Genomic DNA, 17,303 nt, shown 5'->3' on the forward strand with positions numbered 1-17,303 from the left:
AGGTATGGCAGCCGCCATACCTCATATTTTTACCGCTTCATTCCGCATCTATCGTAGACACACCAATGGTCACTTCCTCCAGCACATCTAAAAGCACCCTCACCGTATCCAGTGATGTAAGCATCGTAATATTGCTCTGTGCTGCCGCCCTTCGGATTGCTGCGCCATCTTCATAATGAACGCCGGAAAGAATTGCGCGGGTATTGATGACATAGCTGACATATCCGGCCCGGATTGCATCCAGAATTTCACTGCTGCCTTCCGAAGGCTTCCCCAGTATACGGGTACGGATCCCATGCTGCTTCAGATACTCTCCTGTGAGAGAGGTTGCCTCTATATTGAACCCCATATCATAGAAACGCCGGATCAAAGGAAGGGCTTCGCCTTTATCCTCATCTGCAAGTGTCACGATTACAGTCCCGTAATTCTGCACGCGGATACCAGAGGCAGTCATGGCTTTATACATGGCCCTGTGAAGCTTCCTGTCATATCCGATTGCCTCTCCCGTGGATTTCATTTCCGGTGAAAGGTAGGTATCCATTCCATTTAATTTGGAAAAGGAAAATGTCGGTACTTTTACGTACCATCGCTGCTTTTCTTTCGGGTATCTTTCATCAATCCCCTGTGCTTTCAGGCTCTTTCCAAGAATGACTTTCGCTGCAATATCAGCCAGCGGATACCCGGCTGCTTTTGATAAAAACGGTACGGTTCGCGAAGAACGCGGATTCACCTCAATGACAGATACTTTCTCCTCTTTATCCACAATAAACTGAATATTGAACAGACCGACAATGCCGATGCCAAGCCCCAATTTCTCTGCATAGTCCAGAATCCTTTCTTTTACCTTTTCGGATATGCTGAAGGCAGGATATACGCAGATGGAATCACCGGAATGTACGCCGGTTCTTTCTACCAGCTCCATGATTCCAGGAACAAATACATCCTTTCCGTCGCAAACAGCATCAATTTCCACTTCCCTGCCGCAGATGTATTGATCCACCAACACCGGTTTATCTTCATCAATTTCTACGGCTGTTTTTAAATAATGGCGCAGATGCTCTTCCTTTGCCACAATCTGCATGGCTCTTCCGCCGAGCACGAAGCTTGGACGTACCAATACCGGATAGCCGATCTCTTCTGCAGCTTTTACGCCATCTTCCATACATGTCACAGCCTGTCCTTTTGGCTTTGGGATGGAAAGCTCTGACAGCAGCTTTTCAAAAGCATCTCTGTTTTCAGACTTTTCAATGGCTGCACAATCTGCACCCATGAGCTTTACTCCTCTTTTTTCTAATGGCTCTGCCAGATTAATCGCAGTCTGTCCGCCAAAAGATACGATAATCCCATCCGGCTTTTCCATTTCAATCACATTCATAACATCTTCCACGCATAAGGGTTCAAAATACAGCTTGTCTGATGTAGTATAGTCCGTAGACACGGTTTCCGGATTGTTATTGATAATAATTGCCTCATATCCGGCTTCCTTGATGGCCTTAACTGCATGTACCGTGGAATAATCAAACTCCACACCCTGGCCGATACGGATTGGGCCGGAGCCAAGCACAACGATTTTCTTTCTGTCTTCGATTACCGATTCATTTTCTTCCTCATAGGTAGAATAGAAATACGGAACATAGCTTTCAAACTCTGACGCACAGGTATCGATCATCTTATAAACCGGAAAAATACCCCATTTCTTACGCAGCTCAAAAACCTCTGCTTCTGTCCTATTCCACAGCTCTGCCACAGCCTTATCGGAAAAGCCTGTTTTCTTTGCCTGATACAGAGCTTCCCTGTCGCCGGCGCATGATTTCAGTTCCGTTTCCAGATCTATCACCTTTTTCATTTTGTTAAGGAAGAAGCTGTCAATTCCGGTCTGCCCGGAAATCTCTGAAACGCAGACGCCCAATCTTAATAGCTGTGCAATAGCAAAAATTCTGTCATTTGTACCAATTTTTATAGATTCCATCAATGCGTTTACAGGATCCTTTTCAAACTTTGCCATGTACAGATGATAGGCCCCCGTTTCCAGAGAACGGATTGCTTTTAACAGGCTTTCTTCAAAAGTTCTTCCTACACTCATCACTTCCCCGGTAGCTTTCATCTGCGTACCAAGCTCCTGGTTTGCATCCGTAAATTTATCGAATGGAAAACGCGGCATTTTTGTCACGATATAATCCAATGCCGGCTCAAAGGAAGCCGGCGTATTTACCAGCATAATCTCATCCAGCCTCATCCCCACGCTGATTTTTGCAGACACCCTCGCAATTGGATAGCCGCTTGCCTTTGATGCAAGGGCGGAAGAACGGGAGACCCGCGGATTTACCTCAATCAGGTAATACTGAAAAGAATCCGGATCAAGGGCAAACTGCACATTACATCCTCCCTCTACCTTCAGTGCACGGATGATTTTCAATGCGCTGTCCCGCAGCATCTGATATTCTTTATTGGTCAGTGTCTGGGATGGGCATACCACAATGGAATCTCCTGTGTGTATTCCCACCGGATCTAGATTTTCCATATTGCAGACTGTGATTGCCGTATCGTTGGCGTCGCGGATCACTTCGTATTCGATTTCCTTGAAGCCTTTGATGCTTTTTTCAATCAATACCTGATGAACCGGAGATAACGCAAGGGCATTTTTAATCAGTCCCATAAATTCCTGCTCGTCATCCGCAAAGCCTCCACCCGTTCCTCCAAGGGTAAACGCAGGGCGCAGCACCACCGGATAACCAATTTGCTCCGCTGCCCTTACCGCTTCTTCCGCCGTATTCGCAATGGCAGAGGGAAGTACCGGCTCTCCCAGTTCTTCACAAAGCTTTTTGAACTGTTCCCTGTCTTCTGCCCGTTCAATACTTTCAATAGACGTTCCCAAAAGCTCCGCCCGGCATTCTTTTAAAATTCCTTTTTTTTCAAGCTGCATCGCCAGATTCAGTCCGGTCTGCCCCCCAATCCCCGGCACAATGGCATCCGGGCGCTCATGGCGGACAATCTTCGCCACATATTCCAGCGTCAGCGGTTCCATATACACTTTATCCGCAACCGCCGTATCCGTCATAATGGTTGCCGGATTGGAATTGCACAGTACAACCTCGTATCCTTCCTCTTTCAATGCGAGGCATGCCTGCGTACCTGCATAGTCAAATTCTGCTGCCTGGCCAATCACAATCGGGCCGGAACCAATGACAAGTATTTTCTTTAAATCAGTTCTTTTCGCCATTCTTTGTTCCCTCCATCATATTTATAAATTGGTCAAACAGATAACCGCTGTCCTGCGGCCCAGGCGCGCTTTCCGGGTGATACTGCACACCGAATACCTTATCTTCCTCACAGGCCGCGCCTTCTACCGTCTGATCCAGCAGATTTCGATGCGTTACCTTCAATCGGGTATTTGCAAGGCTTCCTTCATCCACTGCATAGGAATGGTTCTGGGACGTAATCTCTATCTTGCCGGTCTGCAGATTTTTCACCGGATGATTTCCTCCCCTGTGGCCAAACTTCAGCTTATAAATCCTGGCCCCATATGCAAGAGAAATCAGCTGATGGCCAAGGCAGATGCCAAATATCGGGTATTTGCCTTTTAGTTCTTTGACCAGTTCTACCACCGTCTGCACATCTTCGGGATTTCCCGGTCCGTTGGATAAAAAGACTCCGTCCGGTCTCAACTTTTCGATTTCCCGCACAGAAGTATTCCACGGAAAGACTGTCACGCTGCATCCTCTCCGGTTCAGAGTCCTCACAATATTCTGTTTCATCCCACAATCAACAGCGGCCACATGATACTTCTCATCCGGCACAAGGTATTGCTGCATTTCCTTCCGGCTTACCTGCGACACGGCGTCCCTTGGAATATCATATAAATCCAGTTTACGAAGTCCATCCTCTAAGGATGTATCAATATCTGTGAGCAATGCCTTTCGGCTTCCAAGGTCGCGTATGGAACGTACCAGCTTTCTTGTATCAATCCCGTAGATGCCCGGTATCTTATATTTCTCCATAATTTCCGATAAGGTGTATTTACTGCGGAAATTGGACGGCTGGCCGTTGTAATCCCGCACCGCCAGTCCGCCGATAGTCGGAATATCCGTTTCAAAATCATCTTCTGCCATTCCGTAATTGCCAATCAAAGGATATGCCATCACGACTGTCTGATAAGTATAGGAGGGATCGGAAAGGATTTCCTGATATCCAACCGGAGAAGTATTGAATACAATTTCCGTCATTTTTTCAAGCTTAGAACCAAATCCATATCCACAGTATTCGCTGCCGTCGGACAGAATCAGTTTTCTGTCAAATTTTTTCATCATACATGCACCTCTTTCGCTCAAACCCGTTCAGACAGCTTCCTTTCAAAACGGTCCTTACGCAGATCTGCCGGGATTTTCGTCGGATATTCCCCCTGAAAGCAGGCAGCGCAATAACCCTCGCTGTCTATCAGTTTATTCAGCTTCTCTATCGGCAAATATCCCAGAGAATCTACTCCTATTATCTTTGCAATCTCGTCCATGCTATGATGACATGCAATCAGGTTTTCTTCCGAGTCAATATCTGTTCCATAATAACAGGGATATAAAAATGGAGGAGCAGAAATTCTCATATGGATCTCTTTCGCTCCGGCATCACGCAAAAGCTTTACAATCCGTTTGCTGGTCGTCCCTCTGACAATGGAATCATCAATCAGCACAACCCTTTTTCCATCGATTACCTTCTTGACCGGGCTCAGCTTAATCCTGACCTTGTCCAAACGTTCATTTTGTCCCGGAGAAATGAATGTCCTGCCAATATATTTGTTTTTTATCAGCCCAATCCCATAAGGAATTCCGGATTTTTCCGCATACCCCAATGCTGCATCCAATCCGCTGTCGGGAACTCCTATCACAATATCCGCGCATTTGGGATAACTCTCTGCCAGCAATGCTCCGGCCTTCATACGAGATTCGTGTACGGATATGCCATCTATAACAGAATCCGGTCTTGCAAAATAGATATATTCAAAAATACAGGTTTTTTTTCTCTGTTTTTCACAGTGCTCTCTCCTTGATTCCACACCGTTTTTTGTAAACACCAGAATCTCTCCCGGCAGCACATCACGGATAAATTCTGCTCCTACCGCTGACAGCGCACAGCTTTCGGATGCAGCCACATATGCCCCGTCCGCCGTCTTTCCATAGCAAAGCGGCCGAAACCCATATGGATCTCTTGCCGCAATCATCTTTGTAGAAGAAATCAGCACCAGCGAATAAGCGCCTTCCAGTAAACCCATGGTATTGCTGAGTGCTTCCTCAATGCTTGGCGTCATAAGCCGTTCTCTCGTAATCACATAAGCGATGGTTTCCGTATCACTGGTTGTATGGAAAATTGCCCCCGATAATTCCAGCTTATCGCGAAGCTCTAATGCGTTGGTTAGATTTCCATTGTGCGCCAGCGCCATCTTTCCTTTCTGATGATTGACTTCAATAGGCTGGCAGTTATTTCTTGTGTTTCCTCCGGTTGTTCCATATCTTACATGTCCAACTGCCATATTTCCCATGGGAAAATGATTGAATGTATCTTTCGAAAATACTTCACTGACAAGCCCCAGATCTTTGTAGGAAGAAAATACGCCGTCATCGTTCACAACAATTCCGCAGCTCTCCTGTCCTCTGTGCTGCAGGGCATACAGCCCATAATAAACAATGCTTGCCACATTTTCCTTTTTTGTACCCATCACTCCGAATACGCCGCACTCTTCATGGATAGCCATAACCTTATTTCCTCCATTCCAGTTCCGTAATATCCCTCAAAGTACACAGGTATGAAATCAATTTTCAGCCGCATAAAAATGCGTCTGTAAATCGATTTGTGCACTTTGAGGGATATTACTGTTTTAAAGCTGCTTCGGCACACTGGTATTGAGAGAAACTTTTATTCGAAAGGGCACTCATAAAAGTTCCTCTCGTGCGCCTTTGCGGCTTTACCATCCAGCAGAAATTTTTTTCGAAAACACTTGACATTTCTTAGCTGGACTATGTAGAGCATTCTGCTCATGCCTGCTCCAATGCAGCCGCAATAAATCCTTTAAACAGCGGATGCGGCTGATTGGGACGGCTTTTAAATTCCGGATGAAACTGCACGCCTGCAAAAAAAGGATGCTCGCGCAGCTCTACCGCTTCCACAAGACTGTCATCCGGCGATGTACCGCTGATCACAAGCCCGGCTTCGGTCAGTTCTTTGCGATACTTATTATTAAATTCATAGCGGTGGCGATGACGCTCCTGTATCATCTCTGTGCCATAGCATTTTTCCATTGTTGTTCCCGGCCTAATCCTGCAGGGACAGCTTCCAAGGCGCAGTGTTCCGCCTTTATCAACCGCCTCGCTCTGTCCCGGCATAAAATCGATTACTTTATGATTACACTGCTCATCAAATTCCCCAGAATGCGCATCTGCAATTCCCGATACATTTCTTGCAAATTCAATAACTGCAATCTGCATACCAAGGCAGATTCCAAGATAAGGTATCTGGTTTTCCCGGGCATATTTCGCCGATAAAATCATCCCTTCTATGCCGCGATTTCCAAATCCGCCCGGAATAATAATCCCATTCATTCCTTTTAATATGTCATTTACATTTTCTTTCGTGATCGTTTCCGAATCAATCCAGTGAATTTTTACGAATGCATTCCGTTCATATCCTGCATGGTTCATGGCCTCCGCCACTGACAGATATGCGTCATGAAGTTTTACGTACTTTCCAACCAATCCGATATGTACTACCTCTGATCGCAGACGGATGCGTTCCACCATCTCTTCCCAATCCGTCAAATCCGGTTTTGGCGCTTTCATATTCAGTTCCCTGCACACAACGGAGGAAAACCCTGACCTCTCCAGCATCAGGGGGGCCTCATAAATATTCTCCAATGTCCGGTTTTCGATGACGCAATCTGGTTTTACATTGCAAAAGAGAGAAATTTTCTGAAAAATCGATTCCTCTAAGGGCTTGTCGGAACGCAGAACAATGATATCCGGGTGAATGCCCATCCCACAGAGCTCTTTTACCGAGTGCTGCGTCGGCTTTGATTTATGCTCTCCGGAACCGCTTAAATACGGAACCAATGTCACATGAATGAACAGGCTGTTCTCTCTGCCTGCTTCCAGAGAGATCTGACGTACCGCCTCTACAAAAGGCTGTGATTCTATATCGCCAATGGTTCCGCCTATCTCTGTAATCACCACATCTGCTCCTGTCTTTTTTCCCACACGATACACAAATTCCTTGATTTCATTCGTGATATGGGGAATTACCTGAACCGTAGAACCAAGGTATTCCCCTCTTCGCTCCTTATTCAATACATTCCAGTAGACTTTTCCTGTAGTCAGATTGGAATACTGATTCAAATTCTCATCGATAAACCGTTCATAATGCCCCAAATCCAAATCTGTTTCAGCCCCATCCTCCGTCACATACACTTCGCCATGCTGATAAGGACTCATGGTGCCGGGATCCACGTTAATATATGGGTCTAGCTTCTGAGCCGCCACCTTCAAGCCTCTCGCCTTTAAAAGCCGTCCAAGAGAAGCTGCCGTTATCCCTTTTCCAAGACCCGATACCACACCTCCGGTCACAAATATATATTTTGTCATAATCATTTTGCTTCCTTATTCAAATTTCACTGCTGTTATCATTCTTTCTATTAAAAGTCGCTGCGCGACAGCACTAAAGGGTAAAGCTGCTTCGACACACCGGTAATGAGAGAAACTTTTATTCGAAAAAGCTCTCATAAAAGTTCCTCTCGTGCGCCTTTGCAGCTTTACCGTCCAGCAGATTTTTTTTCAAAAACACTTGACATTTCTTAGCTGGACTACAGAAAACTCTATTTTCCGCTGTCTCCATAGTTTGACAGCACCCTTGCAGAAGGATCCTTCACGTCGCATCCTTTCCATTCCTTGTTCGGCATCCAGTAGCCGGCAATCATCCCGGCCTGCCCCGGATAATAGGTTTCAAAAATCTCCCGGTATAGCAAGGATTCCTTTGTAAACGGTCTGGCATATGTATATTTTTCACACATACTTTCATACTCTTTATCCGTATATTTACGCTCTGCATACTCCTTTAAGTAATCTACCATGGAATGTCCAACCGCATCTGAAAACGCCGCTTTCTCTCTCCACAAAATCTCTTCCGGTAAATAATCACCACCTTCAAATGCACGGCGCAGCAGATATTTCCCTTTTCCATACGTGTTGATTTTTAATTCCGGATCAATAGACATCACATATTTTACAAAATCCAAATCGCCAAAAGGAACTCTTGCTTCCAGTGCGTTTACGGAGATACAGCGATCGGCCCGAAGAACGTCATACATATGAAGCTCCCGGATTCGTTTCTCCGCCTCCATCTGAAAAGCCGCTGCATCCGGTGCGAAATCTGTATATTTATATCCAAACAGTTCATCCGATATTTCCCCCGTCAGCACAACACGGATATCCGTCTGTTCATGGATCCACTTGCACACCAGATACATTCCCATGGATGCACGGATTGTTGTAATATCATACGTTCCAAGGAGCTGAATGACTGTCTCCAGAGAAGAAAGCACTTCATCCGGCGTCATATAAACCTCTGTATGGTCGCTTCCAATATAATCCGCCGCCTGCCTTGCATACTTTAAATCAATGGCGTCTTCTCTCATACCAATGGCAAAGGTTCTGATGGGTTCTTTGCTTTTCTTTGCCGCAATCGCACATACCAGAGAAGAATCCAGTCCGCCGGAAAGCAAAAAACCCACTTTTGCGTCAGCGACAAGACGCTTCTCCACTCCGGCTGTCAGTTTATCGTGAATGTGTCTGCATACGGTTTCCAGATTATCGCGGCAGATACGATCCACTTTAGCAATGTCACAGTATCGGATAAACTGACCGCTTTTATAATAGTGTCCTGGGGGAAAGGGCATAATCTTATCCGTAAGCCCTGTCAGATTTTTCGCCTCGCTGGCGAATATAACAGCTCCTTCTTTGTCATATCCATAATACAAAGGCCGGATCCCAATCGGATCTCTTGCCGCAATAAATTCTCCTGCGTCTCCGTCATAAAGAATACAGGCAAACTCTGCATCCAGCATGGCGAACATAGCTGTTCCATATTCCTGATACAGCGGTAAAAGAACCTCACAATCCGATTCGCTCTTAAAAGTATATTTCTCTGACAGTTTTTCTTTCAGCTTCTTAAAACCATATATTTCTCCGTTGCAGACTATATAGCTGTTACCTAGTTTAAACGGCTGCATCCCCGACGGAGCCAGCCCCATAATGGATAATCTGTGAAATCCAAGCAGGCCTTCTCCCGTTTCAACAATCCGGCTGTCATCCGGCCCCCTTGACTTCGTCCTGTTAAATCCTTCCATAAAAGCATCAAAAGCAGCGCCGCGGCTGCAATATCCCATAATAGAACACATCGGAATATACCTCCATAAATTTAAGTAATTCAGCTTTCTATCTGTCCCGGCTTTTATTCCACATCCTGAAGGGCGTCAAAGCCTTCTTCTCCGGTTCTTACTTTCACCACATTTTCCACATCATAGACGAAAATCTTTCCATCTCCAATATGCCCTGTGTAAAGTACCTTCTTGGCTGTTTCAATCACTTTACGGACCGGAACTGCACTGACTACAATGTCCACCTGTACTTTGGGAAACAGATTCGCTTCTACCTGTACACCGCGATAATATTCCGGCTTGCCTTTCTGTATTCCGCATCCAAGGACATGGGATACTGTCATACCGGTAATTCCCAGCTTTATCATTGCATTCTTTAATGCTTCAAATTTTGATTCCTTGCAGACAATCTCAATTTTTGTAAACTTCGGAGTGCCTTCTTCAAATGCAGGAACTTTCTTAACCGGAATCGCTTCCGCAACCGGAGTGTCACCGGATACCGCCACAGGGTCATTTCCCTCTTCAATATACTCCGGAAGCATTGCAAAGCCTGCATATGCAGAAGGAAGACCATGCTCTGCCGCATCAAGGCCAGTCATTTCTTCTTCTCTGTCTACGCGAAGACCAACAATCGCTCGAATCACAAGGAATGCAATCGTTATCGTAACCGCTGTCCATGCCGCGACACCGGCAAAGCCGATAAACTGAAGTTTTAATAAATCAAATCCGCCGCCATAAAACAGACCGGTTAAAGTTTCTCCCGAAGCATCTGCAATATTGTATCCAGGAGCTGTGTCTGTAGCAAATAATCCAACTGCCAGTGTACCCCAGATCCCATTCATGCAATGCACGGCAACTGCCCCCACCGGATCATCAATATAAAGCACATGGTCGAGAAGCCATACGCCAAACACAACCAAAAGGCCTGCAACGGCTCCAATGATAGCCGCACCGAATGCATCTGTCACATCACACGGTGCTGTGATTGCCACAAGTCCTGCTAAAGATGCGTTCAGACACATGGAAACATCCGGCTTTCCATATTTTATCCATGTAAAGATCATACAGGCAACCGTTGCAACAGCTGGCGCAACGGTTGTTGTCAGGAAAATAGAACCAAGCTGTGCAATAGAAGCTGCAGCCGCACCATTAAATCCATACCAGCCGAGCCAAAGAATAAATACCCCAAGTGCTCCAAGTGCAATGCTGTGCCCCGGAAAGGCATTTACTTTCACAATGTTTCCGCTCTTATCTCTGGTAAACTTTCCGATACGCGGACCAAGAATTTTTGCACCAATCAATGCGGAAATACCGCCTACCATATGAATCGCACAGGAGCCGGCAAAATCATGGAAGCCAAGCTGTGCCAGCCATCCTCCTCCCCATATCCAGTGTGCTTCGATTGGATAAATCAACGCAGAAATTACACCGGAATAAATACAATAGGATAGAAATTTTGTACGTTCCGCCATTGCGCCGGATACGATGGTTGCCGTTGTAGCACAGAATACAAGGTTAAATACAAAGCTTGAAAAATCAAACTCCGCATATGCAGTAAACAAATCAAATCCCGGCTTTCCGATAAACCCAAACAGGTCTTCTCCCATCAGCAGCCCAAACCCAATCAGTATAAATACTACGGTTCCAATACAAAAATCCATCAAGTTCTTCATAATGATATTTCCTGTATTTTTTGCTCTGGTAAAACCTGCCTCTACCATTGCAAAACCTGCCTGCATCCAGAATACCAATGCGGCTCCGATTAAAAACCAGACTCCGAACACTTCGCCGGATACTGCTTCCTGCACAAACGCTTTCATAGCTTCATCCATATTCTCTTCCTCCTATTCCAGTTCCGTAATATCCTTCAAAGTACACGGGTATGAAATCAATTTACAGCCACAAATGCATGTGTCTGTAAATTGATTTGTGCACTTTGAAGGATATTACTGATTCAAAGTCGCTGCGCGACAGTACTAAAGTACAAGTCATCATCTTACTTTACGCCAAACAGTAAATCGCCATAAGTTGGAAACGGCCAGTATTTCTTTGCCGTCATCGCTTCTGCTTCATCGCAGGCAGCTCTTAATTCTCCCATTTTTCCCAAAACAGCATCCCGAATCCTATAAGCTTCTGCTTCCACATCTTCTGCGTCCTGAAGCTTCATCACGGCTTCTTCCAATTCATCTGTCTTGATCGCAATCTGCTCTTCTAATTTTGCAAGGTTTCTCACAAGCTTCGTCTCATAACCGCATGAAATGGAATCATCGACTGCCTTTTTTGCCGCCGCTGTATTTGCAAGCTCCAGTACATATGCACTTACTGCCGGAACAATTTCTGTCTTTGCCATATCGATCATAGTATTTGCTTCAATCAAAACCGCCTTACAATAGTTTTCCAGCATAATTTCACATCTGGACTTCAGCTCTGCTTCCGAAAAAACCTTGTGGCTTGTCAGCATCCGTACATTCTTTTCATCCAGCAGATGCGGCATACAATCCGGTGTTGTACGATAGTTAAGAAGCCCTCTCTCTTCCACGGCTTCCTTGATCCAGGTGTCGTCATAACCATTCCCGTTGAAAATAACATGCTTATGATCTTTGATGGTCTTGCGAATCATTTCATGGAGCACATCTTCAAAATTCTCTGCTTTTTCCAGTCTGTCCGCATAGATTTTCAAGCTTTCCGCAACCGCGCTGTTCAGCATAATATTGGCACAGGCAATGCTGTTGGAAGAGCCAAGCATACGGAATTCAAATTTATTCCCGGTAAATGCAAAGGGCGACGTGCGGTTGCGGTCTGTGGTATCCCGGTTAAACTTTGGAAGTACGTCCACGCCCAGCTTCATCTGTGTTTTTTCCGTTCCCGCATAGGGAGTGCCGGTTTCAATCGCTTCCAGTACCGCATGTAATTCCTCGCCAAGGAAGATCGAAATGACGGCCGGAGGCGCTTCGTTTGCCCCAAGTCTGTGATCATTTCCTGCTGTTGCGACAGAAAGACGGAGCAGATCCTGATAATCGTCCACCGCCTTAATAACCGCACAAAGGAATAATAAAAACTGCGCATTTTCATACGGCGTTTCCCCCGGCGACAACAGATTCACGCCTCCATCTGTAGTCAGAGACCAGTTGTTATGCTTTCCGCTTCCGTTTACTCCAGCAAATGGTTTTTCATGCAGCAGGCATACAAGCCCATGCTTTGCCGCAACCTTCTGCATCATTTCCATGGTCAGCTGGTTATGGTCTGTTGCAATGTTTGTTGTGGTATAGATAGGGGCAAGCTCGTGCTGTGCGGGGGCAACTTCATTATGCTCTGTCTTTGCCAGAATACCCAGCTTCCAGAGCTCCTCATTCAATTCTTCCATATAGGCTGCAACCCTCGGCTTGATCACGCCGAAATAATGATCGTCCATCTCTTGTCCTTTTGGCGGTCTTGCGCCAAAAAGCGTGCGTCCTGTAAATTGGAGATCTCTCCTCTGTTCATACATTTCTTTTGTAATCAGAAAATATTCCTGTTCCGGCCCTACGGACGTGCGGACACATTTTACATCGTCGTTTCCAAACAGGTGAAGAATACGGATTGCCTGCTTATTTAAGGCTTCCATAGAACGGAGCAGAGGCGTTTTCTTATCCAGGGCTTCTCCGCCATAAGAGCAGAAGGCGGTCGGAATACACAAGGTATTGCCCTTTATGAATGCATAAGATGTAGGATCCCATGCTGTGTATCCACGTGCTTCAAAAGTAGCCCGAAGTCCGCCGGAGGGAAACGACGAAGCATCCGGTTCTCCCTTGATCAGCTCCTTTCCGGAAAACTCCATAATCACACCGCCATCGGGGGACGGAGAAATAAAGCTGTCGTGCTTTTCTGCTGTAACGCCGGTAAGGGGCTGGAACCAATGGGTATAGTGCGTAGCGCCATGCTCCACCGCCCAGTCTTTCATAGCCGCCGCCACTGCGTTTGCCACGCCGATATCAAGCTTTGCGCCTTCATCAATCGTCTTTCTCAAAGACTGATAAACCTTTGCCGATAAATTTGCTTTCATCACTCTGTCATCAAATACGTTACATCCAAAAAAATCCGATACATTTTTCATAATCCCACTCCTTCCAATTTGAAAAGAAAAAGGCAAGGACAGCTTTCATGGTGCGTTTTCCTGCGCCGCAAAAGACTCCCTTGCCTTTTTATATCAAATTGTATGTATTTTCATTTGTAAAGTAAAAAGCGTCTCTGAGAGCTTCCTCTCAAAGACGCCTTTGCCTTTACGTGTTGGATGATACACCTTTCAAAATCATTTGTCAATCCTTTTTTTATTTTTTCTATCGTCTCCAAAAAAGATTGACAAAGTACCTCATCCGCTGTATAAATATAAAATATGAGCAAAGGCGTTCATTTTTGGAGCAGGGATCACCTGCCCCAAAAGCGGATGCCTTTGCTTTTTTGATTTATGTTGAAAGGAAGGTACAAGGTTTATGAAAATCGAAGGTCAAGTAAGAATCCCTTCCGGGTGCGCAATCTCAGCAGTCATTTCCAAAGACGGAAATAAGATGTCCGGTGAAATGATCACAAATTCCATGAAACCCATGCATGACCGTTCCAACGGATTAGGCGGCGGTTTTGCTGGTTACGGCATTTATCCGGAATATAAAGATTTTTATGCGTTCCATATGTTTTTTGATTCCCGGGACACACGCAAGGAATGTGAAGCCTTCTTAAAAGAACGCTTTGAAATCATCCAATCGGAAATTATTCCGACCCGGAAGATTCCGGAAGTCACAGACGAACCGATCATATGGAGATATTTTGCCGCGCCCTTAAAATCCGTTCTTGTATCTTTACAGTTAGAAGAAAAAGAGTTTGTGGCCAAAACCGTTATGAAGATCAACGCCGAAATGTCCGGTGCTTACGTCTTTTCCAGCGGCAAGAACATGGGCGCCTTCAAAGCGGTCGGCTTCCCGGAGGATGTGGGTGTCTTTTATAAATTAGAAGAATACGAAGGATATTCCTGGACGGCACACGGACGTTATCCCACAAACACTCCCGGCTGGTGGGGAGGCGCGCATCCCTTTACACTGCTTGACTATTCCGTTGTGCATAACGGAGAAATATCTTCCTATGATGCCAACCGCCGGTTTATCGAGATGTTTGGCTATAAATGCACCCTCCAGACCGATACGGAAGTCATTACCTATATGATGGATTACCTGCTCCGCGTACAGGGGCTTACGCTGGGCGAAGCCGCAAGTGTAATCGCTGCCCCGTTCTGGAGTACCATTGCGGCAAAAACGGATTTGGAAGATCAAAAGAAACATACTTACCTTAGAACGATGTTTCCGAGCCTTCTGATCACCGGTCCGTTCTCTATCGTTTTGGGATTTGAGGGCGGATTGATGGCGCTGAATGACCGGCTGAAGCTTCGTTCCATGGTTGTGGGGGAAAAGGATGACCGGGTATTCATTGCCAGTGAAGAAGCCGCTATCCGGACTATGGAGCCGAATGCAGAAAATATATGGTCTCCGGCAGGCGGCGAGCCTGTCGTCGTTCAAGTAAAGGAAGGTGCATTTTAATGAGTATCGCATTTATTTATCCGGAATTTGAAGTAATCAGAAACGAAAACCGATGTATTTCCTGTCGTGTATGTGAAAAACAATGTGCAAACGAAGCCCACAGCTACGATGAAAAGCACAAAATCATGACATGTGACGACTCAAAATGCGTAAACTGCCAGCGCTGCGTTTCCTTTTGTCCCACAAAAGCCTTGAAGATTGTAAAAAGCGACTGTACCCTCCGTGAAAACGCCAACTGGTCAACGGAAATGATAAAAGAGATCTATAAACAGGCTGGCAGCGGCGGCGTTCTTTTGTCATCCATGGGTAATCCAAAGCCCTTCCCCGTTTATTGGGACAAAATCCTGATCAATGCATCACAGGTAACGAACCCTTCCATTGATCCCTTGCGGGAACCCATGGAAACCAGAGTTTATCTTGGAAAGAAGCCGTCAAAAGTACAACGGGCAAAAGATGGAACCTTAGACTGCAAGCTGCCTCCGCAGCTGGAATTGTCTATGCCGGTTATGTTTTCTGCCATGAGTTATGGTTCCATCAGCTACAACGCCCACAAGTCCCTTGCGCTTGCAGCTGCAGAGCTTGGTATTTTATATAACACCGGAGAAGGAGGCCTCCATGAAGATTTTTACTGTTACGGGGAAAATACCATCGTGCAGGTAGCTTCCGGCCGTTTTGGCGTCCATGCGGATTATCTGGAGGCAGGCGCAGCCATTGAGATCAAAATAGGGCAAGGTGCAAAGCCAGGTATCGGAGGGCATCTTCCCGGTACAAAAATTGTAGGAGATATATCCCGTACCCGTATGATCCCGGAAGGGTCTGATGCCATTTCCCCGGCGCCCCACCATGATATTTATTCCATCGAAGATTTACGCCAGCTTGTCTTCTCTCTAAAAGAAGCTACGGAATATAAAAAACCTGTGATTGTAAAAGTCGCCGCCGTACATAATATTGCAGCAATCGCAAGCGGCATTGCCCGAAGCGGAGCAGATATCATCGCCATTGACGGATTCCGCGGCGGTACCGGAGCTGCGCCGACCAGGATCCGCGATCATGTAGGCATTCCAATTGAGCTGGCCCTGGCAGCCGTCGATCAGAGACTTCGGGATGAAGGGATCCGCAGCCATGTGTCTCTTGTGGCCGGCGGCAGTATCCGAAGCGCGGCAGATGTAGTAAAAGCCATTGCGCTCGGTGCAGACGCCTGCTATGTAGCGACTGCCGCCCTGCTTGCCCTTGGCTGTCATCTCTGCCGCACCTGCCAAAGCGGTAAATGCAGCTGGGGCATCGCAACTCAGCGGCCGGAGCTTGTGAAAAGGCTTGATCCTGCAGTGGGCAGTGAACGCCTGATCCATCTGATGACCGCATGGAAGCATGAAATAAAAGAATTCATGGGCGGTATGGGAATCAATTCCATTGAGGCTTTACGGGGAAACCGGCTGATGCTCCGCGGCATCGGCTTAACGGAAAAGGAGCTGGAGATACTCGGTATCTCTCATGCCGGGGAATAATTGAAAAAGCAGTTACTTCTACTGCATTTTCTGTAGAAAAACAAAAAGATTTTGGGGAGGTATGGTGTCAGATGCAAATGATTGATGCAGCAAATTTAGATTACAGAGCTATAAATGAAGCATTGCGTAAAGCAGGAAGCGATTACATCATCGAAGGCTGCTGCGGCCAGAGATTTATTGCCGCCGGTATGTCCGGCAAGAATCTTACAATTAACGGGATACCGGGGAATGCGCTGGGGGCATACTTAAACAATGCCAATATTACGGTAAATGCCAATGCACAGGACGCTGTGGGCGATACCATGAATGAAGGAAAGATTCTGATTCATGGCAGCATCGGAGACGCTGCCGGTTATGCCATGCGCGGCGGCAAAATCTATGTACAGGGCAGCGCGGGATACCGCGCCGGAATCCATATGAAGGCTTACAAAGAAAAAATTCCTGTTATGATCATCGGCGGATGTGCCGGAAGCTTTCTTGGAGAATACCAGGCAGGAGGCGTGATCATTGTCCTTGGACTTCATAAAAATAACAGAAGCCTTGTAGGCAATTTCCCCTGTACCGGAATGCATGGAGGTAAGATGTTCCTGCGTGGCAGCTGCGAGAATATCCGCTTCCCAAAACAGGTTACCGCACGAGGCGCAGCCTCAGAAGATTTAGACGAAATCCGGGAATATCTGTCTGAATACTGCTCAGACTTCGGTTATTCTATGGACGAACTTTTATCCGAGCCTTTTACTGTCGTCACGCCAGACAGTAAAAATCCGTATAAACAGATGTATGCGGCAAATTGAAAAACAAGACCATTGGCATTCGGTTTTG

General features: G+C 46.2%; 10 protein-coding genes. 3 read left to right on the plus strand and 7 right to left on the minus strand.

Features of this window, described 5'->3' with window-relative positions; genetic code table 11:
• Positions 1–37: 37 nt before the first annotated feature.
• The 7 genes from carB to VV089_RS07665 all read right to left on the minus strand — a co-directional run bounded on the left by carB (position 38) and on the right by VV089_RS07665 (position 13,505).
• Positions 38–3,220 (minus strand): carbamoyl-phosphate synthase large subunit, encoded by a 3,183-nt coding sequence (gene carB / locus VV089_RS07635; RefSeq protein ID WP_334335480.1) that lies wholly within the window; start codon positions 3,218–3,220, stop codon positions 38–40.
• Positions 3,204–4,307: a glutamine-hydrolyzing carbamoyl-phosphate synthase small subunit gene (gene carA / locus VV089_RS07640; RefSeq protein WP_334335481.1), complete on the minus strand. Its 1,104-nt coding sequence runs from the start codon at positions 4,305–4,307 to the stop codon at positions 3,204–3,206. Before carA ends, carB begins: the two co-directional genes overlap by 17 nt.
• Positions 4,308–4,324: 17 nt before the next feature.
• Complete coding sequence (gene purF / locus VV089_RS07645; RefSeq protein WP_334335482.1) at positions 4,325–5,743, minus strand: amidophosphoribosyltransferase; 1,419 nt, start codon at positions 5,741–5,743, stop codon at positions 4,325–4,327.
• A 280-nt stretch (positions 5,744–6,023) separates the two neighbouring features.
• Positions 6,024–7,622, minus strand: coding sequence for a CTP synthase (locus tag VV089_RS07650; protein ID WP_334335483.1), 1,599 nt, complete (start codon positions 7,620–7,622; stop codon positions 6,024–6,026).
• Between the two features lie 230 nt (positions 7,623–7,852).
• Positions 7,853–9,433 carry an asparagine synthase B gene (gene asnB, locus VV089_RS07655; RefSeq protein WP_172541007.1) on the minus strand — a complete coding sequence of 527 codons (1,581 nt, stop codon included), beginning with the start codon at positions 9,431–9,433 and terminating at the stop codon, positions 7,853–7,855.
• A gap of 53 nt (positions 9,434–9,486) precedes the next feature.
• The gene (locus VV089_RS07660; protein ID WP_334335484.1) at positions 9,487–11,244 is read right to left on the minus strand and encodes an ammonium transporter; all 1,758 of its coding nucleotides are present in this window, start codon (positions 11,242–11,244) and stop codon (positions 9,487–9,489) included.
• A gap of 164 nt (positions 11,245–11,408) precedes the next feature.
• The gene (locus VV089_RS07665; RefSeq protein WP_334335485.1) at positions 11,409–13,505 is read right to left on the minus strand and encodes a glutamine synthetase III family protein; all 2,097 of its coding nucleotides are present in this window, start codon (positions 13,503–13,505) and stop codon (positions 11,409–11,411) included.
• 376 nt (positions 13,506–13,881) lie between these two features.
• On the opposite strand from VV089_RS07665, the gene VV089_RS07670 reads away from it, so the two are divergent.
• From VV089_RS07670 to VV089_RS07680, 3 genes are all read left to right on the plus strand, one after another.
• The gene (locus tag VV089_RS07670) at positions 13,882–14,976 is read left to right on the plus strand and encodes a class II glutamine amidotransferase (RefSeq protein WP_172541010.1); all 1,095 of its coding nucleotides are present in this window, start codon (positions 13,882–13,884) and stop codon (positions 14,974–14,976) included.
• Positions 14,976–16,481, plus strand: coding sequence for a glutamate synthase-related protein (locus tag VV089_RS07675; RefSeq protein WP_172541011.1), 1,506 nt, complete (start codon positions 14,976–14,978; stop codon positions 16,479–16,481). Before VV089_RS07670 ends, VV089_RS07675 begins: the two co-directional genes overlap by 1 nt.
• A 71-nt stretch (positions 16,482–16,552) precedes the next feature.
• On the plus strand, positions 16,553–17,275 hold the full coding sequence (locus VV089_RS07680) for a glutamate synthase (protein ID WP_334335486.1): 723 nt from the start codon (positions 16,553–16,555) through the stop codon (positions 17,273–17,275).
• Positions 17,276–17,303 lie beyond the last annotated feature (28 nt).

Source organism: Candidatus Merdisoma sp. JLR.KK011, assembly GCF_036941125.1.
Classification (GTDB): domain Bacteria; phylum Bacillota; class Clostridia; order Lachnospirales; family Lachnospiraceae; genus Laedolimicola.

Excerpts from the sequence above, each read along its gene's own strand:
- carB (WP_334335480.1), bottom strand. The coding sequence starts at position 3,220 with ATGGCGAAAAGAACTGATTTAAAGAAAATACTTGTCATTGGTTCCGGC.
- carA (WP_334335481.1), bottom strand. The coding sequence starts at position 4,307 with ATGATGAAAAAATTTGACAGAAAACTGATTCTGTCCGACGGCAGCGAA.
- purF (WP_334335482.1), bottom strand. The coding sequence starts at position 5,743 with ATGGCTATCCATGAAGAGTGCGGCGTATTCGGAGTGATGGGTACAAAA.
- VV089_RS07650 (WP_334335483.1), bottom strand. The coding sequence starts at position 7,622 with ATGACAAAATATATATTTGTGACCGGAGGTGTGGTATCGGGTCTTGGA.
- asnB (WP_172541007.1), bottom strand. The coding sequence starts at position 9,433 with ATGTGTTCTATTATGGGATATTGCAGCCGCGGCGCTGCTTTTGATGCT.
- VV089_RS07660 (WP_334335484.1), bottom strand. The coding sequence starts at position 11,244 with ATGGATGAAGCTATGAAAGCGTTTGTGCAGGAAGCAGTATCCGGCGAA.
- VV089_RS07665 (WP_334335485.1), bottom strand. The coding sequence starts at position 13,505 with ATGAAAAATGTATCGGATTTTTTTGGATGTAACGTATTTGATGACAGA.
- VV089_RS07670 (WP_172541010.1), top strand. The coding sequence starts at position 13,882 with ATGAAAATCGAAGGTCAAGTAAGAATCCCTTCCGGGTGCGCAATCTCA.
- VV089_RS07675 (WP_172541011.1), top strand. The coding sequence starts at position 14,976 with ATGAGTATCGCATTTATTTATCCGGAATTTGAAGTAATCAGAAACGAA.
- VV089_RS07680 (WP_334335486.1), top strand. The coding sequence starts at position 16,553 with ATGCAAATGATTGATGCAGCAAATTTAGATTACAGAGCTATAAATGAA.